General features: G+C 71.8%; 17 protein-coding genes. 12 read left to right on the forward strand and 5 right to left on the reverse strand.

All coding sequences use genetic code 11. From position 1 onward, the window contains the following. The first annotated feature begins 26 nt into the window (after positions 1–26). The 3 genes from ACZ6WH_RS01100 to hxlB are packed head-to-tail and all read left to right on the forward strand — an operon-like array spanning position 27 to position 2,287. On the forward strand, positions 27–1,007 hold the full coding sequence (locus ACZ6WH_RS01100; RefSeq protein ID WP_469725056.1) for a sugar kinase: 981 nt from the start codon (positions 27–29) through the stop codon (positions 1,005–1,007). Positions 1,008–1,045: 38 nt separating this feature from the next. Continuing rightward, positions 1,046–1,672: an orotidine 5'-phosphate decarboxylase / HUMPS family protein gene (locus ACZ6WH_RS01105; protein ID WP_469725058.1), complete on the forward strand. Its 627-nt coding sequence runs from the start codon at positions 1,046–1,048 to the stop codon at positions 1,670–1,672. Positions 1,673–1,708: 36 nt separating this feature from the next. Then, positions 1,709–2,287, forward strand: coding sequence for a 6-phospho-3-hexuloisomerase (gene hxlB / locus ACZ6WH_RS01110; protein ID WP_469725059.1), 579 nt, complete (start codon positions 1,709–1,711; stop codon positions 2,285–2,287). 57 nt (positions 2,288–2,344) lie between these two features. Here the strand turns inward: hxlB and ACZ6WH_RS01115 are convergent, their stop codons facing one another. Next, positions 2,345–3,343: an aldo/keto reductase family protein gene (locus tag ACZ6WH_RS01115; RefSeq protein ID WP_399711923.1), complete on the reverse strand. Its 999-nt coding sequence runs from the start codon at positions 3,341–3,343 to the stop codon at positions 2,345–2,347. A gap of 304 nt (positions 3,344–3,647) precedes the next feature. Here ACZ6WH_RS01115 and ACZ6WH_RS01120 point away from each other — a divergent pair, with 304 nt between their 5' ends. The 8 genes from ACZ6WH_RS01120 to ACZ6WH_RS01155 all read left to right on the forward strand — a co-directional run bounded on the left by ACZ6WH_RS01120 (position 3,648) and on the right by ACZ6WH_RS01155 (position 11,023). After that, on the forward strand, positions 3,648–4,919 hold the full coding sequence (locus ACZ6WH_RS01120) for an ATP-grasp domain-containing protein (RefSeq protein WP_469726199.1): 1,272 nt from the start codon (positions 3,648–3,650) through the stop codon (positions 4,917–4,919). A gap of 63 nt (positions 4,920–4,982) precedes the next feature. After that, positions 4,983–7,049, forward strand: coding sequence for a CocE/NonD family hydrolase (locus ACZ6WH_RS01125; protein WP_469725060.1), 2,067 nt, complete (start codon positions 4,983–4,985; stop codon positions 7,047–7,049). A 63-nt stretch (positions 7,050–7,112) separates the two neighbouring features. After that, positions 7,113–7,292: a hypothetical protein gene (locus ACZ6WH_RS01130; protein WP_469725061.1), complete on the forward strand. Its 180-nt coding sequence runs from the start codon at positions 7,113–7,115 to the stop codon at positions 7,290–7,292. Continuing rightward, a complete protein-coding gene (locus ACZ6WH_RS01135; RefSeq protein ID WP_469725062.1) occupies positions 7,289–7,747 on the forward strand; it encodes an MrpF/PhaF family protein in 459 nt (152 codons plus the stop codon). Before ACZ6WH_RS01130 ends, ACZ6WH_RS01135 begins: the two co-directional genes overlap by 4 nt. After that, complete coding sequence (locus ACZ6WH_RS01140) at positions 7,740–8,021, forward strand: Na(+)/H(+) antiporter subunit B (protein WP_469725064.1); 282 nt, start codon at positions 7,740–7,742, stop codon at positions 8,019–8,021. Before ACZ6WH_RS01135 ends, ACZ6WH_RS01140 begins: the two co-directional genes overlap by 8 nt. Then, positions 8,018–8,821 (forward strand): MnhB domain-containing protein, encoded by an 804-nt coding sequence (locus tag ACZ6WH_RS01145; RefSeq protein WP_469725065.1) that lies wholly within the window; start codon positions 8,018–8,020, stop codon positions 8,819–8,821. Before ACZ6WH_RS01140 ends, ACZ6WH_RS01145 begins: the two co-directional genes overlap by 4 nt. A gap of 94 nt (positions 8,822–8,915) precedes the next feature. Beyond that, positions 8,916–9,266 (forward strand): sodium:proton antiporter, encoded by a 351-nt coding sequence (locus tag ACZ6WH_RS01150; protein WP_432850648.1) that lies wholly within the window; start codon positions 8,916–8,918, stop codon positions 9,264–9,266. Then, complete coding sequence (locus ACZ6WH_RS01155) at positions 9,263–11,023, forward strand: complex I subunit 5 family protein (RefSeq protein WP_469725068.1); 1,761 nt, start codon at positions 9,263–9,265, stop codon at positions 11,021–11,023. The genes ACZ6WH_RS01150 and ACZ6WH_RS01155 overlap by 4 nt, the downstream gene beginning before the upstream one ends. 48 nt (positions 11,024–11,071) lie before the next feature. Here the strand turns inward: ACZ6WH_RS01155 and ACZ6WH_RS01160 are convergent, their stop codons facing one another. Further along, positions 11,072–12,028, reverse strand: a complete 957-nt coding sequence (locus ACZ6WH_RS01160) for a cation diffusion facilitator family transporter (RefSeq protein ID WP_469725070.1) — start codon at positions 12,026–12,028, stop codon at positions 11,072–11,074. Between the two features lie 139 nt (positions 12,029–12,167). Here ACZ6WH_RS01160 and ACZ6WH_RS01165 point away from each other — a divergent pair, with 139 nt between their 5' ends. Further along, on the forward strand, positions 12,168–13,133 hold the full coding sequence (locus tag ACZ6WH_RS01165; protein ID WP_469725071.1) for an LLM class F420-dependent oxidoreductase: 966 nt from the start codon (positions 12,168–12,170) through the stop codon (positions 13,131–13,133). A 16-nt stretch (positions 13,134–13,149) separates the two neighbouring features. Here ACZ6WH_RS01165 and nrfD read toward each other — a convergent pair whose 3' ends face one another. From nrfD to fdh, 3 genes are read right to left on the reverse strand one after another with little or no spacing between them, the layout of a single operon-like run. Further along, positions 13,150–14,124, reverse strand: a complete 975-nt coding sequence (nrfD, locus tag ACZ6WH_RS01170; protein WP_469725073.1) for an NrfD/PsrC family molybdoenzyme membrane anchor subunit — start codon at positions 14,122–14,124, stop codon at positions 13,150–13,152. Then, complete coding sequence (locus ACZ6WH_RS01175) at positions 14,121–15,065, reverse strand: 4Fe-4S dicluster domain-containing protein (RefSeq protein WP_469725074.1); 945 nt, start codon at positions 15,063–15,065, stop codon at positions 14,121–14,123. Before ACZ6WH_RS01175 ends, nrfD begins: the two co-directional genes overlap by 4 nt. Beyond that, the gene (gene fdh, locus ACZ6WH_RS01180) at positions 15,062–18,337 is read right to left on the reverse strand and encodes a formate dehydrogenase (protein WP_469725075.1); all 3,276 of its coding nucleotides are present in this window, start codon (positions 18,335–18,337) and stop codon (positions 15,062–15,064) included. Before fdh ends, ACZ6WH_RS01175 begins: the two co-directional genes overlap by 4 nt. Between the last annotated feature and the right edge of the window lie 171 nt (positions 18,338–18,508).

Below are 18,508 nucleotides of genomic sequence, written 5' to 3' on the forward strand. Positions count from 1 at the left end.
GCTCTCGTACGCGCCGGAGGCCCCCGATGACCCCCACCGCCGCTCCCGCGGCCCGGCCCCGACTCGATGTGGTCACGTTCGGCGAGATCATGGGGATGCTCGTCGCGGCCGACGCCGGACCGCTGGCCGACGTCACCCACTACACCCGCTCCCTGGCCGGCGCCGAGATCAACGTCGCCACCGGGCTGGTCCGTCTCGGCCACACCGCGGGCTGGGTGGGCCGCGTCGGCGACGACCCGCTCGGCAGCCACGCACGCGACGCGCTGCGCGCGGAAGGCGTGGACATCAGCCGGGTGACCGTGGACCCCGAGGCCCGTACCGGCTTCCAGCTCAAGAGCCGCGTCCTGGAGGGCGACCCGGAAGTGGTGTACTTCCGCAAGCACTCCGCCGGCAGCCGCCTCGCCCCCTCCGAAGCCGCCGACGCCTACATACGCGACGCCCGCCACCTCCACCTGACCGGCATCCCCGCCGCCCTGTCACCCACGGCCCGCGCCTTCACCCACCGCGCCCTCGCCGCGGCCCGCGACGCCGGCCGCACCGTCTCCTTCGACCCGAACCTGCGGCCGGCGCTCTGGCCGGACCCCGCCGAGATGGTGCGGACCGTCAACGACCTCGCGGTGCGCGCGGACTGGGTGCTCCCCGGACTGAGCGAGGGCCGGCTCCTCACCGGCGCGCGGGAACCGGCCGACGTGGCCCACTGGTACCTGGAGCGAGGCGTCCGCCGTGTCGTCCTGAAGGACGGCGCCCGCGGTGCCACCCTGTACGACGCCACGGGCGGGACCTGGGCGCAGCCGGTGTTCCCGGTCCGCGCCGTGGACACCGTGGGGGCCGGCGACGGCTTCGCGGCCGGGCTGATCAGTGCCCACCTGGACGGCCTCGGCCCGGCTGAGGCGCTGGCGAGGGCCGCCGCCGTGGGCGCGCTCGCCACCACCAGCCACGGCGACCGCGACGGCCTGCCCACCCGCGCCCGGCTGGCCGCCTTCCTCCACTCCCGCGCCGCCGCCTGAACCACCGAAGTACCCGAGTAACACGAGGAGTTGGCCACATGGCCGTACAGCTGCAGATCGCCCTGGACCGGATGCCGCTGGCACGGGCGGTGCGGATCACCGAGGCCGTCGCGCCGCACACCGACTGGATCGAGGTCGGCACCTCGCTGATCAAACACTTCGGGATGCGGGCCGTGACCGAGGTCGCCGCGGCGGCCGGGCCCGTCCCCGTACTCGCCGACCTGAAGACCGCGGACGACGCGGTGTTCGAGTTCACCCTCGCCTACGACGCGGGCGCCGCCTCCGCGACCGTCCTCGGCACCGCCGCCGACGCCACCCTGGACGCCGCCGTACGCGTCGCCGCCGACCGCGGCACCGAGACCGTGGTCGACCTGATGCAGACCACCGAGGAGCGGCGGACAGCGCTCGCCGCGCGACTGCCCGCCCGCACCGTGCTCGCCGCGCACGTCGGCAAGGACGCCCAGCACACCGGCGGCAGCCCCGCCGACCTTCTCGGGGACTGGCGGCACGGCCGCCGGGTCGCCGTCGCGGGCGGCCTGACCGCCGCCGACCTGCCGTCCTTCACCGGCCCCGACCCCGTACGCGTCATCGTCGGCTCCGCCGTGACGGCCGCCGACGACCCCGAAGCGGCGGCCCGCTCCCTCGCCGCGGCCGCCGCCCGCTGACCCACCGATCCACCCACCACACAAGGAACCATCACCATGACCGACCGGCCGGAACTCCCCACCACCGCGGCCCTGCTGAACACCGTGCAGGACGAGATGCGCGGCGTGCTCGGCGCCGTCGACACCGCCTCGCTCGACACGCTCGCGGCCGTACTCCTGCGCGCCCGCCGCGTCTTCGTCGCCGGCGAGGGCCGCTCCGGCTTCATGGCCAGGGCCTTCGCCATGCGGCTGATGCACCTCGGCCTGCCCGTCCACGTCATCGGCGAGACCACCACCCCGGCCGTCGGAGCCGGCGACACCGTCGTCGCCGTCTCCGGCTCGGGCACCACCGCCGGCCCGGTCCGGGTGGCCGAACAGGCCGTCAAGGCCGGCGCCGACGTGCACGCCGTGACCACCGCACCGGACTCCCCGCTCGGCTGTCTGGCCGCCACCGTCCTGCTGCTGCCCGCCGCGACGAAATACCGCCGCGCCGGTGAGGCCGCCAGCGTCCAGCCGCTGTCCAGCCTTTTCGACCAGGCGACCCACGTCACCCTGGACGTGGTGGCACTCCGCCTCGCGAACCTCCTGGAGGTGGACAACGACCGCGCCCGCGCGGCCCACGCGAACACCGAATGACCGACGGGGTACGGGTGTGCGCTCGCGCCGCGCCCGTACCCCGTCTGCCGCCCGCCCTCAGTCGTTGGCCGGATTGCCCGCCGTCAGCGCCGGGTCCCGGGTCGCCACCGGGGCCAGGATCTCCTCCATGGCCTTGAGCAGGTCGGCCTCCAGCCGCACCCCGGCCGCCTCGACGTTCTCCGTGACCTGCTCGGGCCGCGAGGCACCGATGATCGCGGCGGAGACATTGCGGTTCTGCAGCACCCACGCCACGGCCAGCTGCGCGAGCGAGAGCCCCGCGTCCTCCGCGAGCGGCCGCAGCTGCTGGACCCGCTCCAGCACCTCGTCCCGCAGCCAGCGCGCGACGAACGTCGCACCGCCCTTCTCGTCCGTGGCCCGCGTCCCCGCCGGCAGCGCCGCGCCCGGCAGGTACTTGCCGGTCAGCACGCCCTGCGCGATCGGTGACCACACGATCTGGCCGATGCCCAGCTCCTCGCTCGCCGGCACCACCTCCGCCTCGATCACCCGCCACAGCGCCGAGTACTGCGGCTGGTTCGAGATGAACGGGATCTTCAGCTCGCGGGCCAGCGCATGTCCCGCGCGCAGCTGGTCGGCGGTCCACTCCGACACACCGATGTAGTGCGCCTTGCCGGAGCGGACCACGTCGGCGAAGGCCTCCATGGTCTCCTCCAGCGGTGTGGAGTGGTCGTACCGGTGTGCTTGGTACAGGTCGACGTAGTCGGTGCGCAGCCGGCGCAGCGACCCGTCGATCGACTCCATGATGTGCTTGCGGCCCAGCCCCCGGTCGTTCCGGCCGGTGCCGGTCGGGAAGTAGACCTTGGTGAAGATCTCCAGGCCCTCGCGCCGCTCGCCCTGGAGCGCGGTGCCCAGCACCGACTCGGCCCGCGTCTCGGCGTAGACGTCGGCGGTGTCGAAGGTGGTGATGCCCGCGTCCAGTGCGGCACGGATACAGGCGGTCGCGGCGTCCTGCTCCACCTGCGAACCGTGCGTCAGCCAGTTGCCGTACGCGATCTCGCTGATGGTCAGGCCACTGCGGCCCAGGCGGCGGTATTCCACGGTGTCAGCTCTCCATCCATCGGACGTGAAGTCCCTGCGGGGACCATCCTGCCCCGCTTCGCCCCGCCCATCCGGTACGCCCCGGCGATCACATCCGGCCACAGGAGTTTCCCGCGCATCTGCATGACTCCGGCGTGCTGGGTACCCGGCGGACCGATCCCCGGGGCAGGCGCGTGGCGCGCCGGCCCTCACGCGTGTCCGCGATGACGCGGACCGCGTGTACACGGCAGAAGGACGGGTGACCGGGGCCCGTGGCTGAAATGAAGGAGGTCCCTTGACCAGGAAGAACATCTTTGTCGTCGGTATGGACGAGGGAAACCGGCAGGAACTGGAAGCCGTTCCCGACGCCGCCGCATACGCATTTCACGGCCTGCTCACCCCCGAAGAACTGCAGGAGGGGGAGGTGTCCGTGCCGGAACTGCTGGAAAAGGCCTACGGAATTCTGGACGCCTTCGAGGGCAGCATCGACGCCATCGTGACCTACTGGGACTTCCCCGGCTCCACCCTCGTACCGATCCTCGGCGAGCGGTACGGCACCCGCCACACCTCCCTGGAATCCATCGTCAAGTGCGAGCACAAGTACTGGAGCCGGCTGGAGCAGCAGAAGGTCATCGGCGAACACCCGCGCTTCGGCCGGGTGGACCTCACCGCCGAGCACCCGGAATCACCCGAGGGCGTACGGTTCCCGATGTGGCTCAAGCCCGCCCTCTCCTATTCCTCGGAGCTCGCCTACGGCGTCAAGAACGAGGCGGAATTCCAGGAGGCGGTCGAGAAGATACGGCAGGGCATCAGCCGGGTGGGGCGCCCCTTCGAATACATCATGGGGCAGCTGGAGCTGCCCCCGGAAATGGCCGGGGTCGGCGGTCAGGTCTGCCTCGCCGAAGAGGCGATCGAAGGAATCCAGGTGGCCGTGGAGGGCTACGTCCGCGACGGTGAGGTCACCGTGTACGGCACGCTGGATTCCATCAATTACCCGGACAGCTCCAGCTTCCTCCGCCATCAGTACCCCTCCACCCTGCCGCCCGAGGTCGTCCAGCGGCTGCGGGTCGCCAGTGAACGGGTGATGCGGCAGATCGGCATGGAAGCGGCGACCTTCAGCATCGAGTTCTTCTACGATCCGCACACCGACCGGATCAACCTGCTGGAGATCAACCCCCGGCACTCCCAGTCGCACGCCGAGCTCTTCCATTACGTCCACGGCGAACCGAACCACCACGTCATGGTCGCCCTGGCCCTCGGCGAGCACCCGGGGTGGACGCCCGGCCCCGGCCCGTACCGCATGGCCGCCAAGTGGTACTACCGCTGGTTCACCGACGCGGTGGTGAAGAACGTGCCCACCCCGGCGGACATCGAGCGCATCGAACAGGAGATACCCGGCGTTCAGATCGAGATGGTGCCGGAAGAGGGCAGGCGCCTCTCCGACAGTTCGCAGCAGGACAGCTACAGCTGCGAACTGGCACACATCGTCACCGGCGCCGACAGCGTCGCGGAGATGACCGAGAAGTACGACCGCTGCGTGGCCGCCCTCAACCGGCACTTCGAAGGCACCCCGCCGCCGGCGGCCACCGCCGCCTGAACACCCGCCCCCGTCGGCACGGCGAGCGCACACCGGCACATCGGAAAGGAGTACGGCAGCCGCATGCAGTACGTGAGCGACCTGCCCTACGCGACCAAACAAGAACACCACGTCGCGATCCCCATGCCCGACGGCACCCGGCTCTCCGCACACATCTGGCGCCCCGTCACCTCCGACGGGGAGCCGGTGCCGGCCGTCGTCGAGTACATCCCGTACCGCAAACGGGACCTGACCTCCGTCCGCGACTCGGTCCACCACCCCTACCTCGCCGGCCACGGCTACGCCTGCGTCCGCGTCGACCTGCGCGGCACCGGCGACTCCGAAGGGGTCCTGCTGGACGAGTACCTGGAACAGGAACAGGCCGACGCCGAAGAAGTGCTCGCCTGGGTCGCCGACCAGCCCTGGTGCGACGGCAACACCGGCATGATGGGCATCTCCTGGGGCGCCTTCGCGGCGCTCCAGGTCGCCGCCCGGCAGCCCGCGAGCCTCCGCGCCATCGTCATCGCGTCCTTCACCGACGACCGGTACAGCGACGACATGCACTACATGGGCGGCGCCCTCCTCTCGGACAACCTCGCCGAGGCCGGCACCATGTTCGCCTACGCCACCTGCCCGCCCGACCCCGCCGTCGTCGGCGACCGCTGGCGCGACATGTGGCACGAACGCCTGGAAGCCACCCGCCCCTGGGCCCTGGAATGGCTCCGCCACCAGCGCCGCGACGACTACTGGCGGCACGCCTCGGTCTGCGAGAACTACGACGCCGTACAGGTACCCGTACTGGCCTCCAGCGGCTGGGCGGACGGCTACTCCAACGCCGTGAGCCGCCTCCTCGGCAACCTCGACGTACCCCGCAGGGGACTCATCGGCCCCTGGTCGCACAAGTTCCCCCACCTCGGCGAGCCCGGCCCCGCCATCGGCTACCTCCAGGAAGTCGTGCGCTGGTGGGACCACTGGCTCAAGGGCGCCGACAACGGTGCCATGGACGGCCCCATGCTCCGCACCTGGATGCAGGACAGCGTCCCGCCCTCCACCGCCTACGAGGAGCGCCCCGGCCGCTGGGTCGGCGAACCCACGTGGCCCTCCCCGCGCGTCAAGCGGACCGTGTACCCCCTCACCCGGCACCGCATCGGCCCGCCCGACGAAGACACCGCGGTGGACGACACCCGGGACGAAGCCCGCGGCGACGCCCTGCGGGGCGACGCGCTGACCGTCGAATCACCCCTGTCCGTCGGCCAGTTCGCCGGCAAGTGGGCCTCCTACAACGCGCCCCCGGACCTCCCCTACGACCAGCGCGAGGAGGACGGCGGCTCGCTCGTCTTCGACAGCCCCCCGCTCAACGAACCCCTGGAACTCCTCGGCACCGCCACCGCCGAGCTGGAGGTCTCCGTCTCCGAGCCGGTCGCCATGGTCGCCGCCCGGCTCTCCGACGTCGCCCCCGACGGCAGCGCCACCCGCGTCACCTACGGCCTGCTCAACCTCACCCGGCGGGACGGCACCGGCACCCCCCAACAGCTCGAACCCGGCCGCCGCTACCGCGCCACCGTGCAGCTCAACTCCATCGCACAGGCGTTCCCCGCCGGCCACCGACTGCGCCTCTCCCTCTCCACCTCCTACTGGCCGCTGGCCTGGCCGCCGCCCCGCCCCGTCCGCCTCAGCGTCTACGAAGGCACCAGCACCCTCACCCTGCCGGTGCGCCCCAACGACGTACCCGACGACGTACCCGAGCCCGCGTTCGGCGAGCCCGAAGGCACACCGCCGATCCCCACCACCCAGCTGCTCCCCGCCGAACAGCGCTGGGACGTCAAACGCGACCTGGTGAACTACCACAACGCACTGGAGATCGTGAAGGACGCCGGCCTCGTCCGTTACGAGGAAGCGGGCATCGACGTGGCCCGCCGCGCCTACGAGCGGTACACCTCCGTCGCCGACGACTTCTCCTCCGTACGCGGCGAGACCACCTGGACCATGCGCTTCCGGCGCGACGACTGGGACGTCCGCATCGTCACCAGCCAGGCCCTCCGCTCCGACGAGGACAGCTTCCACATCGACGCCACCCTCGACGGCTACGAAGGCGACCGCCGGGTCTTCTCCCGCACCTGGAACGAGACCGTCCCCCGCGACTCCCTGTGACGACGGGTACCCGGGCAGCGCGTCGACGGTGAAAGGGCGAACATGCGGTGTTTTGATGGCAGCATGGCGCGGCGCCGGATGCGTGACACGGTCGAGGTGGCGGTGTGGTGGGCCGCCCTCCTCGCCCTGTGGGCCGTCCTCATCAGCACTGTCGGCACACTGGAGCTCCTGGTCGGGGCCGCCGTCTCCCTCGTGGGCGCGGTCGCGGCCGGAGCCGCCCGGCGGGCGGTGACCGACCGGTGAACGGCTGGCTCGCGGCCGCCGCCGCGCTCATGGCACTCGGCGTCACCCCCGTCCTGTGGTACGCCGCCACCGGACCACTGCGCCGCCGCGTCGCCGCACAGAACACCGGCACCCTCCTCGTCTGCCTCGTACTCCTGCTGCTCGCCCGCGGCTACGACCGGCCCCCCTACACCGACGTCGCACTCGTCGTCGCCCTCCTCGGCCCTGTGGGCACCCTCGTCTACACCCGGCTGCTCGGCCCCGAAATGGGCGACGACCCCCAGCAGGGCCCCCGCACCACCGCCTTCGCCGTGGCCGCCACCCTCGCCGTCCTGCTGCCCCTGTGCCTCGCCGAGCCCCCCGGCCGCTCCCTGATCAAACTCCTCGTCATCGGCGCCCTCCTCGTCGGCGGCAACCTCGTCTCCGCCAAAGCCCTGGCCGGCGCCCGCCCCAAGGAGGCGGACGACCATGGCTGACCTGCTCATCGCCCTCGCACTGCTGCTCGTCGCCGCGGCGGCCACCGCCGCCGTCGCCGTCCGCGAACCCGCCCGCCAGTCCCTCGCCCTCTCCCTCCTCGGCCTCACCCTCACCCTCCTCTTCACCGTCCTCCAGGCCCCCGACGTCGCCCTCTCCCAACTCGCCGTCGGCTCCGCACTCACCCCCCTGCTCGTCCTCCTCTCCGTACGCAAGGCCCGCCGCCGCTCCCTCGACCGGACACACGCCGCACAGAAAGCGGAGGAGCGGCCATGAGCCGACGACAGCGGTGGTGGGTACTCCTCCTCGGCCTCGCCGGCGTCGCCGCACTCCTGATCGCCGCCGCCTTCCGGCTTCCCTCCTTCGGCACCGACCACCACCCCTACGGCGACCGCGCCGTCCACGAAGCACTCGCCCGGCACACCGCCAACGCCATCGCCGCCGTCAACTTCGACCAACGCGCCTTCGACACCCTCGGCGAGGAATCCATCCTCTTCGCCGCCGTCCTCGGCACCGTCGTCCTGCTCCGCCAGGCCCGCGACGAACACCAGGTCGCCCCCGCGCCCGCCCGCGTCTCCAAACCCGTACGCCGCTACGCGCTCGTCCTGCTCCCCGTCACCCTCGTCACCGGGCTCTACATCGTCGCCCACGGCCAGCTCACCCCCGGCGGCGGCTTCCAGGGCGGCGTCGTCGCCGCCACCGCCCTCCATCTGCTCTACATCGCCGTGGACTACCGCGCACTCGAACGCATCCGCCCCCTGAGCGTCTTCGAAGTGGGCGACGCGGCGGGCGAAGCCGCCTACCTGATCACCGGCGCCGCCGGACTCCTCACGGGCACCGCCTACCTCACCAACGTCCTCCCCTTCGGCACCCTCGGCTCCCTCGCCTCCGGCGGCACCGTCCCCCTGCTCAACGCCGCCATCGGCATGGAAGTCGCCTGCGCCGTCGTCGTCCTGCTCGCCCGCTTCCTGGACCAGGCCGTCGAGATCGAGGAGGAAGGCGGAGAGTGCGGGGGAGAGGGCGGCGGAGAGTACGGCGGAGAGGAAGGCGAAGTGGAAGGAGAAGAACGACGATGACAGCGCACCCGGCGCACCCGGCGCACCCGGCGCACATGACGCGCATGGCCCACCCCGCGCACCTCGCGCCCCCGGCGGACAGGAGGAAGACGCCATGATGGACGTCCTGCCCTACCTCGTCGCCGCCTGGATCTTCCTCGTCGGCTGCTACGGCCTCGCCACCAGCCGCAACCTCATCCACGCCGTGGGCTGCCTCGCCGTCTGCCAAGCCGCCACCTACGTCCTGCTGCTCGCCGTCGGCTACCGCGACGGCGGCACAGCCCCCGTCTTCGCCGACATCGCGCCCCACTCCCGCCCCGTCGTCGACCCCGTCGTCCAGGCCCTCGCCCTCACCGACGTTGTCGTCGGCGCCACCGTCACCGCGCTCCTCCTCGCACTGGTCATACAGGTCGCCAAACGGCACCACACCCTCGACCCGGACGAACTCCAGGAACTGCGCGGATGAACCACCTGCTGCCGCTCGTCATCGCCACACCACTCTTCGGCGCCGCCCTCCTCGTCGCCGCCGGCCGCTTCGTCCCCCGCCCCGCCGCCGAAGCCCTCGCCTGCGCCTTCACCGCCGCCACCGCGGCCCTCGCCCTCCACCTGCTCCTGCACGCACCCGCACCCGTCATCGAATGGCTCGGCGGCTGGACACCCCGCCACGGACACAGCGTCGGCATCGTCCTCCACGCCGACCACCTCGCCCTCGGCATGGCGGCCCTCGTCTCCCTCCTCGTCCTCGCCGTCCTCGTCTACTCCTGGCGCTACTTCGACGAACCACCCCGCAAACACGCCGGCTCCTTCCCCGCCCTCGTGCTCCTCTTCCAAGCCGGCATGTGCGGCTTCGTCCTCACCGGCGACCTCTTCAACGCCTTCGTCTTCTTCGAACTCATGGGCGTCGTCGCCTACGCCCTCACCGGCTACCGGGTCGAAACCGCCAAAGCCGTCCAGGGCGGCCTCACCTTCGGCGTCGTCAACTCCCTCGGCGCGTACGCCATGCTCATGGGCATCGGCCTGCTCTACTCCCGCACCGGCGAACTCGCCATGCGCCACATCGGCGCCGCACTCGACGCCCGCGGCGCCCCCGACGCACTGGTCCTCGCCGCCTTCGTCCTCCTCCTCACCGGACTCCTGGTCAAGGCCGCCGCCGTCCCCTTCCACTTCTGGCTCCCCGACGCACACGCCGTCGCCCCCACCCCCGTCTGCATGCTGCTCTCCGGCGTCATGGTCGAACTCGGCCTCTACGGCACCGCACGCGTCTACTGGACCGTCTTCGCCGGCCCCGGCGGCATCCCGCCCGAATCTGTCACCCGCACCCTCCTCACCTTCGGCGTGCTCTCCGCCGCCGTCGGCGCACTCATGTGCTGGTACCAACGCCACATCAAACGGCTACTGGCCTACTCCACCGTCGCGCACACCGGCCTCTTCCTCATCGGCCTCGCCCTGCTCACCCCCGAAGCCACCGGCGGCACCGCCCTCTACCTCCTCGGCCACGCCGGAGTGAAAGCCGCACTCTTCGCCTGCGCCGGCATCCTCCTCGACCGCTACGGCTCCATCGACGAATACGCCCTGCACGACCGCGCCCGCGAACTCCGCCTCACCGCCGTCTACTTCACCGCCGGCGGACTCGCCCTGGCCGGCCTCCCGCCCTTCGGCACCGGACTGGGCAAAGCCGTCACCGAAGAGGCCGGCGGTCCCTGGCTCACCGCCCTCTTCGTCCTCGTCTCCGCCGTCACCGGGGGAGCGGTACTCCGTGTCGCCGCCCGCGTCTTCGGCGGCTGGGGCACCCCGCCCGCCCACGACGAAGAGCGCGAGACCAGCGGCGAAGGCGAACAGCCCGAAACCCAACAGCAACTCACCCGGGTACCCGCCACCATGCTCGCCGTCCCCGGCCTCCTGCTCGCCGGCGCCCTCCTCACCGGCCTGCTGCCCGCCCTGCACAGCGCGGTGGGCAGCGCCGCCGACGAAGCCCTCCCCGGCGTCACCGTGTCCCTCACCCCACCGCACTGGTCGGCCGCCGGCCTCCTCCTCGGACTGCTCTCCGCCGCCGTAGCCACCGGCCTCGCCACCCTCGCCGTACGCCGCCCCCAGCACACCCGCAGCCGCCACTGGCTCGACCCCCTCCGCCTCCTCCACTCCGGCCACATCGGCGACTACATCGCCTGGACCCTGACCGGCACCACCCTCTTGGGCGCCCTCACCCTGACGGGGCTGCTCTGATTTCGTACCCCGCCGGCACGGCTGCCGGGCCCGATCAGCGGGCCGTGGTCAGCCGCCCGCCACCCCCGAAGCGTCACTCGCCACCGACGCGTCCTCGGTGCCCGCCGGGGCTTCGGTGATGTCCAGGAAGACGTGGTCCGCCTGCGGCCATGTGCGCTCGACCTCATGCTTGATCCGCACGCAGACGAGTTCCACCCGCTCGCTGTCCATCCCCGGCGCCAGATCGATGCGGGCAGCCAGTAGCCAGCTGTCCTCGCCGAGGCGCATCGTCAGCAGCTCCGCGACGTTGTCCACCTCCGGCTGCCCCATCAGCAGCTCCTTGATGCTCTCCCGCAGCTCCGCGTCGACCGACTCACCGATCAGATGGTCCCGAGCCTCCTTGCCGAGCCGGTACGCCACGAACACCAGCAGCAACCCGATGGCGAAGGACGCCGACGCCTCCCACACCGCCTCGCCCGTCACCAGGTGCAGCACCATCCCGGCCGCCGCCAGCAGCACACCCAGCACGGCCGCACCATCCTCGGCGAGCACCGTACGCAGCGCCGGATCGCTGCTGCCGCCCTTCTGCACCCGCAGCTGGTACACCGCACGGACCAGCGAACTGCCCTCCGCGACGAACGCCACGCCCAGCACGATCAGCCCGGCCGTGTAGCCGCTCTGTGTCTCGTGCGACCCCTCGCTCAGCGCGTCGAAGCCCTGGAAGAAGGAGAAACAGCCGCCCATCACGAAGATGCCCACCGCGGCGAGCAGCGCCCAGAAATAGCGCTCCATGCCGTACCCGAACGGGTGCCGGTGGTCGGCGGGGCGGCGGCTGCGGCGCAACGCGGCGAGCAGGAAAAGCTCGTTCAGACTGTCCGCGACGGAATGCGCCGCCTCCGACAGCAACGCGGGCGAGGCGGACAGCAGACCGCCGACGGCCTTTGCGACCGCGATGAGGAGATTCGCCGCGAGTGCCACGACGACCGTCACGCGGGTCCGGCCGTCGGAATCCTTCCGCTTCACCATGAATCACCGCCGCCATTCGGGGGACGCGGGGGGTGCGATCGATCGGTAATACACATCGACGGAGCGTGTACCCGGTTCGATGAATGAGAACCGCGGAGGGATTTCCGCAACCAGCCGAATGCCGAAAAGGTGAGTGACGATGGTGGACGTCGGCTACACGATGATGACCGAACAGGCGGGCCCGCGCGAACTCGTCGACCACGTGGTCCTGGCCGAACGCGCCGGTTTTGATTTCTCGGTCACCTCGGACCATTACTTTCCCTGGCTGGCCTCCCAGGGCCACGCCCCGTACGCCTGGAGCGTGCTGGGCGCCGCGGCGCAGGCCACCTCGCGCATTCCCCTGATGACGTACGTGACCTGCCCGACCACCCGCTACCACCCCGCGGTCGTCGCCCAGAAGGCGGCGACGATGCAGCTGCTCGCGGAGGGCCGGTTCCGGCTCGGCCTCGGCTCGGGCGAGGCCCTCAACGAGCACGTCGTCGGGCAGGGCTGGCCCACGGCGCCGGTCCGGCTGGAGAAGCTGGAGGAGGCCATCGAGATCATCCGGGCGCTGTTCTCCGGTGACGAGGTGACGTACCACGGCGAGTACTTCGACGTGGACCAGGCCGTGCTGTGGGACCTGCCGGACAAGCTGCCGGAGATCGGCGTCGCGGTGTCCGGCGGCCTGTCCTGCGAGATCGCGGGCCGCTTGGGCGACCTGGTGATCGCCACGGAGCCGAAGAGCGAGCTGCTGCGGAAGTTCGACGAGCACGGCGGCAAGGGCAAGCCGCGCATCGGCCAGATCCCGGTCTCGTACGACACGGACCGGGACGCGGCGATCGCCCGGGCGCACGACCAGTTCCGCTGGATGGTCGGCGGCTGGCCGGTCAACAGCGAGCTGCCGGGGCCGTCCGGTTTCAGTGGCGCGACGCAGTACGTACGCAAGGAGGACATCGCCGAGGCGTTCCCGTGCGGCGACGACGTCGAGACGTACGTGAAGGCGGTCAAGGCGTACGCGGACGCCGGCTTCACCGAGGTCGCTCTCGTCCAGATCGGCGGCGACCAGCAGGAACCGTTCATCGACTGGGCCCAGAAGAACCTGCTGGACGAATTGCGGGCGTTGTAGGGGAGAGGGGCGGGGGCTACCTGCCTTCGCGCTCCCGGCGGCTCTGCCGTTGGGGCTCCACCGTGTACCTCGGGTCTTTCGCCGAGGCGATGCCCGCGTGGAAGACGGCGAAGCGGGTGAGGGCCGAGCCGGTGAGCAGGGCGAGGCCGGCCGCGGCTGCCGCCGGGCGGCTGCGGCCGCCGAGCAGGCCGGCGGTCGCCGCGCCCGCGACGGTGAGTGCCTGGGCGCAGCGCATCAGCCGGCCGGCCTTGCCCGCGCGGTACGTCTCGGCCACCATCCCCAGCCGCCGTTCGGCCGCGGTCGTCGCCGCCTTGTCGGCCGCCGCGGCCAGCAGCGCGGCGTACCGCGCGGGCGCGTTCTCCCCGGTGGGGGAGGCGACCAGGGCCATGCCCGAGGCGGCCGCTGTCGCGGAGGCGGCGAAGAGGTACGGGAGTTCGCGGTGCGCGCCGTGCCAGGCGGGCACCGCCGTGTCGGCCGCGAGCACCGCGGTGTACGTCGCGACGGCCGGGCCGAGCAGCGCCGCGGCGCCGGTCGCGGCGGCTCCGGCGCGTGGCAGCCGGCCGGTCACCGCGCTCGCCGCCGCCGCGCCCGCCATCGGCCCGTACCCCGCCAGCAGCCAGGAGCCGACGCTCATCGGGGAGGTCGGCTTGCAGACGCGGAGCATGTTGGCGAAGCGGGACGGGCGGCCGAGGTCGTTGACCAGGGCGGCGGTGGAGAGGGAGAGGGCCGCGAGGGAGGAGATCTTCATCGCCCTGGCCATCGTGGGGCGGCCGGTGAGGTGGGCGCCCGCGGCCAGTACGGAGCCGGCGCCCGCCAGGCCGCCGGTGAAGAAGTACCCGGCGATGTCCCGGGCCGCCCACGACGGGGCCTTGATGACGGGCCGGCCGTAGTACGAGTCGAACTCGGCGCGGGGCACCATCAGTTCCTCGCCCTTGCGGCGCCGTCCGCCGTCCTTGCCGCCTTTGGGCCGGGTGCCGGTCGTCCCGCTCATCGCCGTCCCTTCCGTCGCAGGAGTGCGGGGAGTACGAAGGAGGCGGCGGCGCCGGCCGCCAGGGACAGGGCCGCGGCGCCCGCGTGCTTCCACATCGTGGGCAGGTCGCGGGTGGTGACCACCGGGTCCGGCGGCAGCCCGTACACCTCCGGTTCGTCCAGGAGGAGGAAGAACGCGCCGTCGCCGCCCACGCCGTCCTCCGGGTCGTGCCCGTAGAGCCGGGCCTCGGGAGTGCCGGCCTCGTGGAGCCGGTCGACGCGGAGTGCGGCGCGTTCGCGCAGTTCGTCCAGGGGGCCGAACTGGATGGAGTCGGTGGGGCACGCCTTCGCGCAGGCGGGTTCCTGTCCGGCGCCGAGCCGGTCGTAGCACATGGTGCACTTGAAGGCCCGGCCGTCGTCCTTGCGCTGTTCGATCACGCCGTACGGGCAGGCCGGTACGCAGTAGCCGCAGCCGTTGCAGATGTCCTCCTGGACGACGACCGTGCCGTACTCGGTGCGGAAGAGCGAGCCGGTGGGGCAGACGTCCAGGCAGGCCGCGTGCGTGCAGTGCTTGCAGACGTCGGAGGACATCAGCCAGCGGATGTCCCCGGCGGGCCGCCGCGGACCGTCCTCGGCGAGGGGGAGGGACGTACGGCCGTCCGGTGCGGGCGGCTCCGCCGGGACCTGGCGGGGTGCGGACTGTTCGATGAACGCGACGTGCCGCCAGGTGGAGGCGCCGAGGCCCTGGGTGTTGTCGTACGACATGCCGGTGAGCGACAGCCCGTCCTCGGGGAGCGCGTTCCACTCCTTGCACGCCACCTCGCAGGCCTTGCAGCCGATGCAGACGGAGGTGTCGGTGAAGAAGCCCATGCGCGGGGGCGGGTCGGGGTGTCCGGCGTCGCCGGCCGGGTCCGGCTCCGGGCCGCTGAAGAGGCTGCCGGTCTCGAAGAAGACGCCGGTCATGTCTGCTGCTCGCTTCCCGTGCGATCGGTGATACCGGCGCGCCGCCGGTAGTCGGCGACCAGCCGGGGCAGGTCGGGTCCGCGCGGCCGGCGGCCGGGGCGGATGTCGGCGGTCAGCGCCTTGTCCTCCTGGATGTGCGCGTTCGGATCCAGCGCGATGGCCATCAGTTCGTTGGCGGCGTCGCCCGTCACCGTGCCGTTGGGGCCCCAGTGGAACGGCAGGCCGATCTGGTGCACGGTGCGGCCCTGTACGGTAAGCGACTTGATCCGCTCGGTCACCAGGACGCGGGCCTCGACGGCGTTGCGGGCCGTGATGATCGTCGCCCAGCCGGTGTGCGTGAGGCCGCGTTCGGCGGCCAGCTCCGGGGACACCTCGCAGAAGAACTCCGGCTGGAGTTCGGAGAGGTACGGCGACCAGCGGCTCATGCCGCCCGCCGTGAAGTGCTCGGTGAGCCGGTGGGTGGTGACCACGTACGGAAAGATGCCCGCGCCGGGCTCGTCGCCGCTGGGGTGGTAGCGGTTGCCGGGGCGGGAGTGAAGCTGCCGGGCGGGGGACCGTGGGCGGTCGGGATACAGGGCGTTGGTGAACGGGGAGTCCTGCGGCTCGTAGTGGGTGGGCAGCGGCCCGTCGAGCAGTCCGGCGGGCGCGAACAGCCAGCCCTTGCCGTCGGCCTGCATGATGAACGGGTCGTCGCCGCGCAGCGCGTCGGCGCCCTCGGCGCCGTCCGCCGGTACGTACCCCGGTTCCTTGTCGGGCACAAAGTCCGGGATGTCGTGCCCGGTCCACCTGCCGGCCTCGGCGTCCCACCAGACGTACGCCTTGCGGTCGCTCCAGGGGGTGCCGTCGGGCGCGGCCGAGGCGCGGTTGTAGAGGATGCGGCGGTTGGCGGGCCAGGCCCAGGCCCACTCGGCGGCGACCCAGTCCTGTTCGGTGTGGGGCTTGCGGCGCGCTGCCTGGTTCACGCCGTCCGCGTACACCCCGCAGTAGATCCAGCAGCCGCAGGCCGTCGAGCCGTCGTCCTTGAGCTGGGTGTACGCGGAGAGCGGTGCGCCGTCCGGGCCGCGGCCGTTGATCTCCGCCAGTACGGCGTCGGCGACCGGCTCGTCCAGCTCGCCCTGTACGGGGTAGTCCCAGGCCAGGTCCTGGATCGCGCGGTCCATCGGGTCGGTGGAGGCGGCCAGCTTCTCCTTGATGCGGCGGCCGAGGTGGTACGTGAACCACAGGTCGCTGCGCGCTTCGCCGTCCGGCTCGACGGCGGCGTGGTGCCACTGGAGCCAGCGGTTGGTGTTGGTGAAGGAGCCGGACTTCTCGGTGTGCGAGGCGGCGGGGAGGAAGAAGACCTCCGTACCGATGTCCTCGGTGCGCAGTTCGCCGGACTCGATCTCCGGGCCGTCCTGCCACCACGTCGCCGACTCGATGAGGGAGAAGTCGCGGACCACCAGCCAGTCGAGGTTGGCCATGCCGAGCCGCTGGAGACGGGTGTTGGCGGAGCCGACGGCCGGGTTCTCGCCCATGAGGAAGTAGCCCTTGCAGGCACCGTCCAGCTGTGCGAGGACGATGTCGTACGCGCCGTGCGAGCCGGTGAGCCGGGGCAGGTGGTCGAAGCAGAAGTCGTTACCGGGCTGGGCCGCGTCCCCGTAATAGGCCTTGAGCAGGCTGACGAAATAGGCCCGCATATTGTTCCAGAATCCCTTGTCCGTACGGCTCGCCGTGACGAACGTGTCGAGATCCTCATGGGCGTGGGCATGCGGCATCGGAAGATATCCGGGCAGCAGGTTGAAGAGCGTCGGAATGTCGCTGGAGCCCTGGATGGAGGCGTGGCCGCGGAGCGCCTGGATTCCGCCGCCGGGCCGTCCGATGTTTCCCAGCAGCAATTGCAGGATGCTGGCCGCGCGGATGTACTGCGAGCCGACGGTGTGCTGCGTCCAGCCCACCGCGTACGCGAAGGCGCTGGTGCGGTCCGGGCCCGAGTTCTCGGTGAGGGCTTCGCAGACGCGCAGGAACGTCTCCTTGGGGACGCCGCAGATCTCGGCCACCATGTCGGGGGTGTAGCGCGCGTAGTGCCGCTTGAGGATCTGGAAGACACAGCGCGGGTGCTGGAGCGTCGGGTCCCGTTCGGGGTCGGGCTCGGCCTGCGGGCCGCCCGAGCCGTGCGTCTCGGCGTGGGCCGCCTCGTGCAGCCGGCGGCCGGTCTCGGGGTCCTTCTGCAGGCGCTGGTCGTGCCGCTGTTCCACGTCGCCCGCCGGGGCCTGGACGCCGCCGCCCGCGTACTGCCAGGTCTCCGCGTCGTACTGGTGCCGCTCCTCGTCCAGGCCGGAGAAGACGCCGTCCAGATCTTCGGTGTCCTGGAAGTCCTCGCCGACCAGGGTGGCGGCGTTGGTGTACGCCAGGACGTAGTCGCGGAACTCCTTGCCCCCGGCCAGGACGTGGTTGATGATCCCGCCGAGGAACGCGATGTCGGTGCCGGCCCGCAGCGGTACGTGCAGGTCGCACAGGGCGCTGGTGCGGGTGAAGCGCGGGTCGACGTGGATGAGGGTCGCGCCGCGTGCCTTGGCCTCCATGACCCACTGGAAGCCGACGGGGTGGGCCTCGGCGAAGTTGGAGCCCTGGATGACGATGCAGTCGGCGTGCTGGAGGTCCTGCATGAAGGTGGTCGCGCCGCCGCGGCCGAAGGACGTGCCGAGGCCGGCGACCGTGGAGCTGTGGCAGACCCGCGCCTGGTTCTCCACCTGGACGATGCCGAGGCCGGTCAGCAACTTCTTGATCAGGTAGTTCTCTTCGTTGTCCAGCGTGGCGCCGCCCAGGCTGGCGATGCCGAGGGTGCGGGCCACGCGCGCGCCCTCGGACTCCCACTGCCAGGTGTCGCGGCGGGTCCCGATCACCCGGTCGGCGATCATGTCCATCGCGGTGTCGAGGTCGAGCGGCTCCCAGTCGGTGCCGTGCGGCCGCCGGTACAGCACCTGGTGCCGCCGCGCTTCGCCGGTCGTCAGCTGGAGCGTCGCCGATCCCTTGGGGCAGAGCCGGCCCCGGCTGACGGGCGAGTCGGGGTCGCCCTCGATCTGCACGACCCTCTCGTCCTTGACGTACACCTGTTGGCCGCAGCCGACCGCGCAGTACGGGCAGACCGACTGCACCACCCGGTCGGCGGAGTCCGTGCGGGGCCGCAGCCGCTCGGTGTGCTCCGACATCGCGGCGCGTCCGCGGCCGAGCGGGTCCTTGCCGGTGAGCTGCCGGTACACGGGCCAGTCGCGGATCAGCCGCTGTACGCCCATGGATCCTCCAGCTGTCGGCGCCTGCTGAGCGGGTGCGGGGGCGGAACTAATGCCTCCAGGGTTGCCCCAGGTGCGTACGGGTGCCCGGCGACATGCCGCTCACACCCGCCGAACGGGGGAGCGGCCGCGGAAGCCGGCGGCCGGACGGAGACCGGCGTGTCCGAGGTGAGA

This window comes from Streptomyces sp. NPDC050806, from assembly GCF_055586425.1.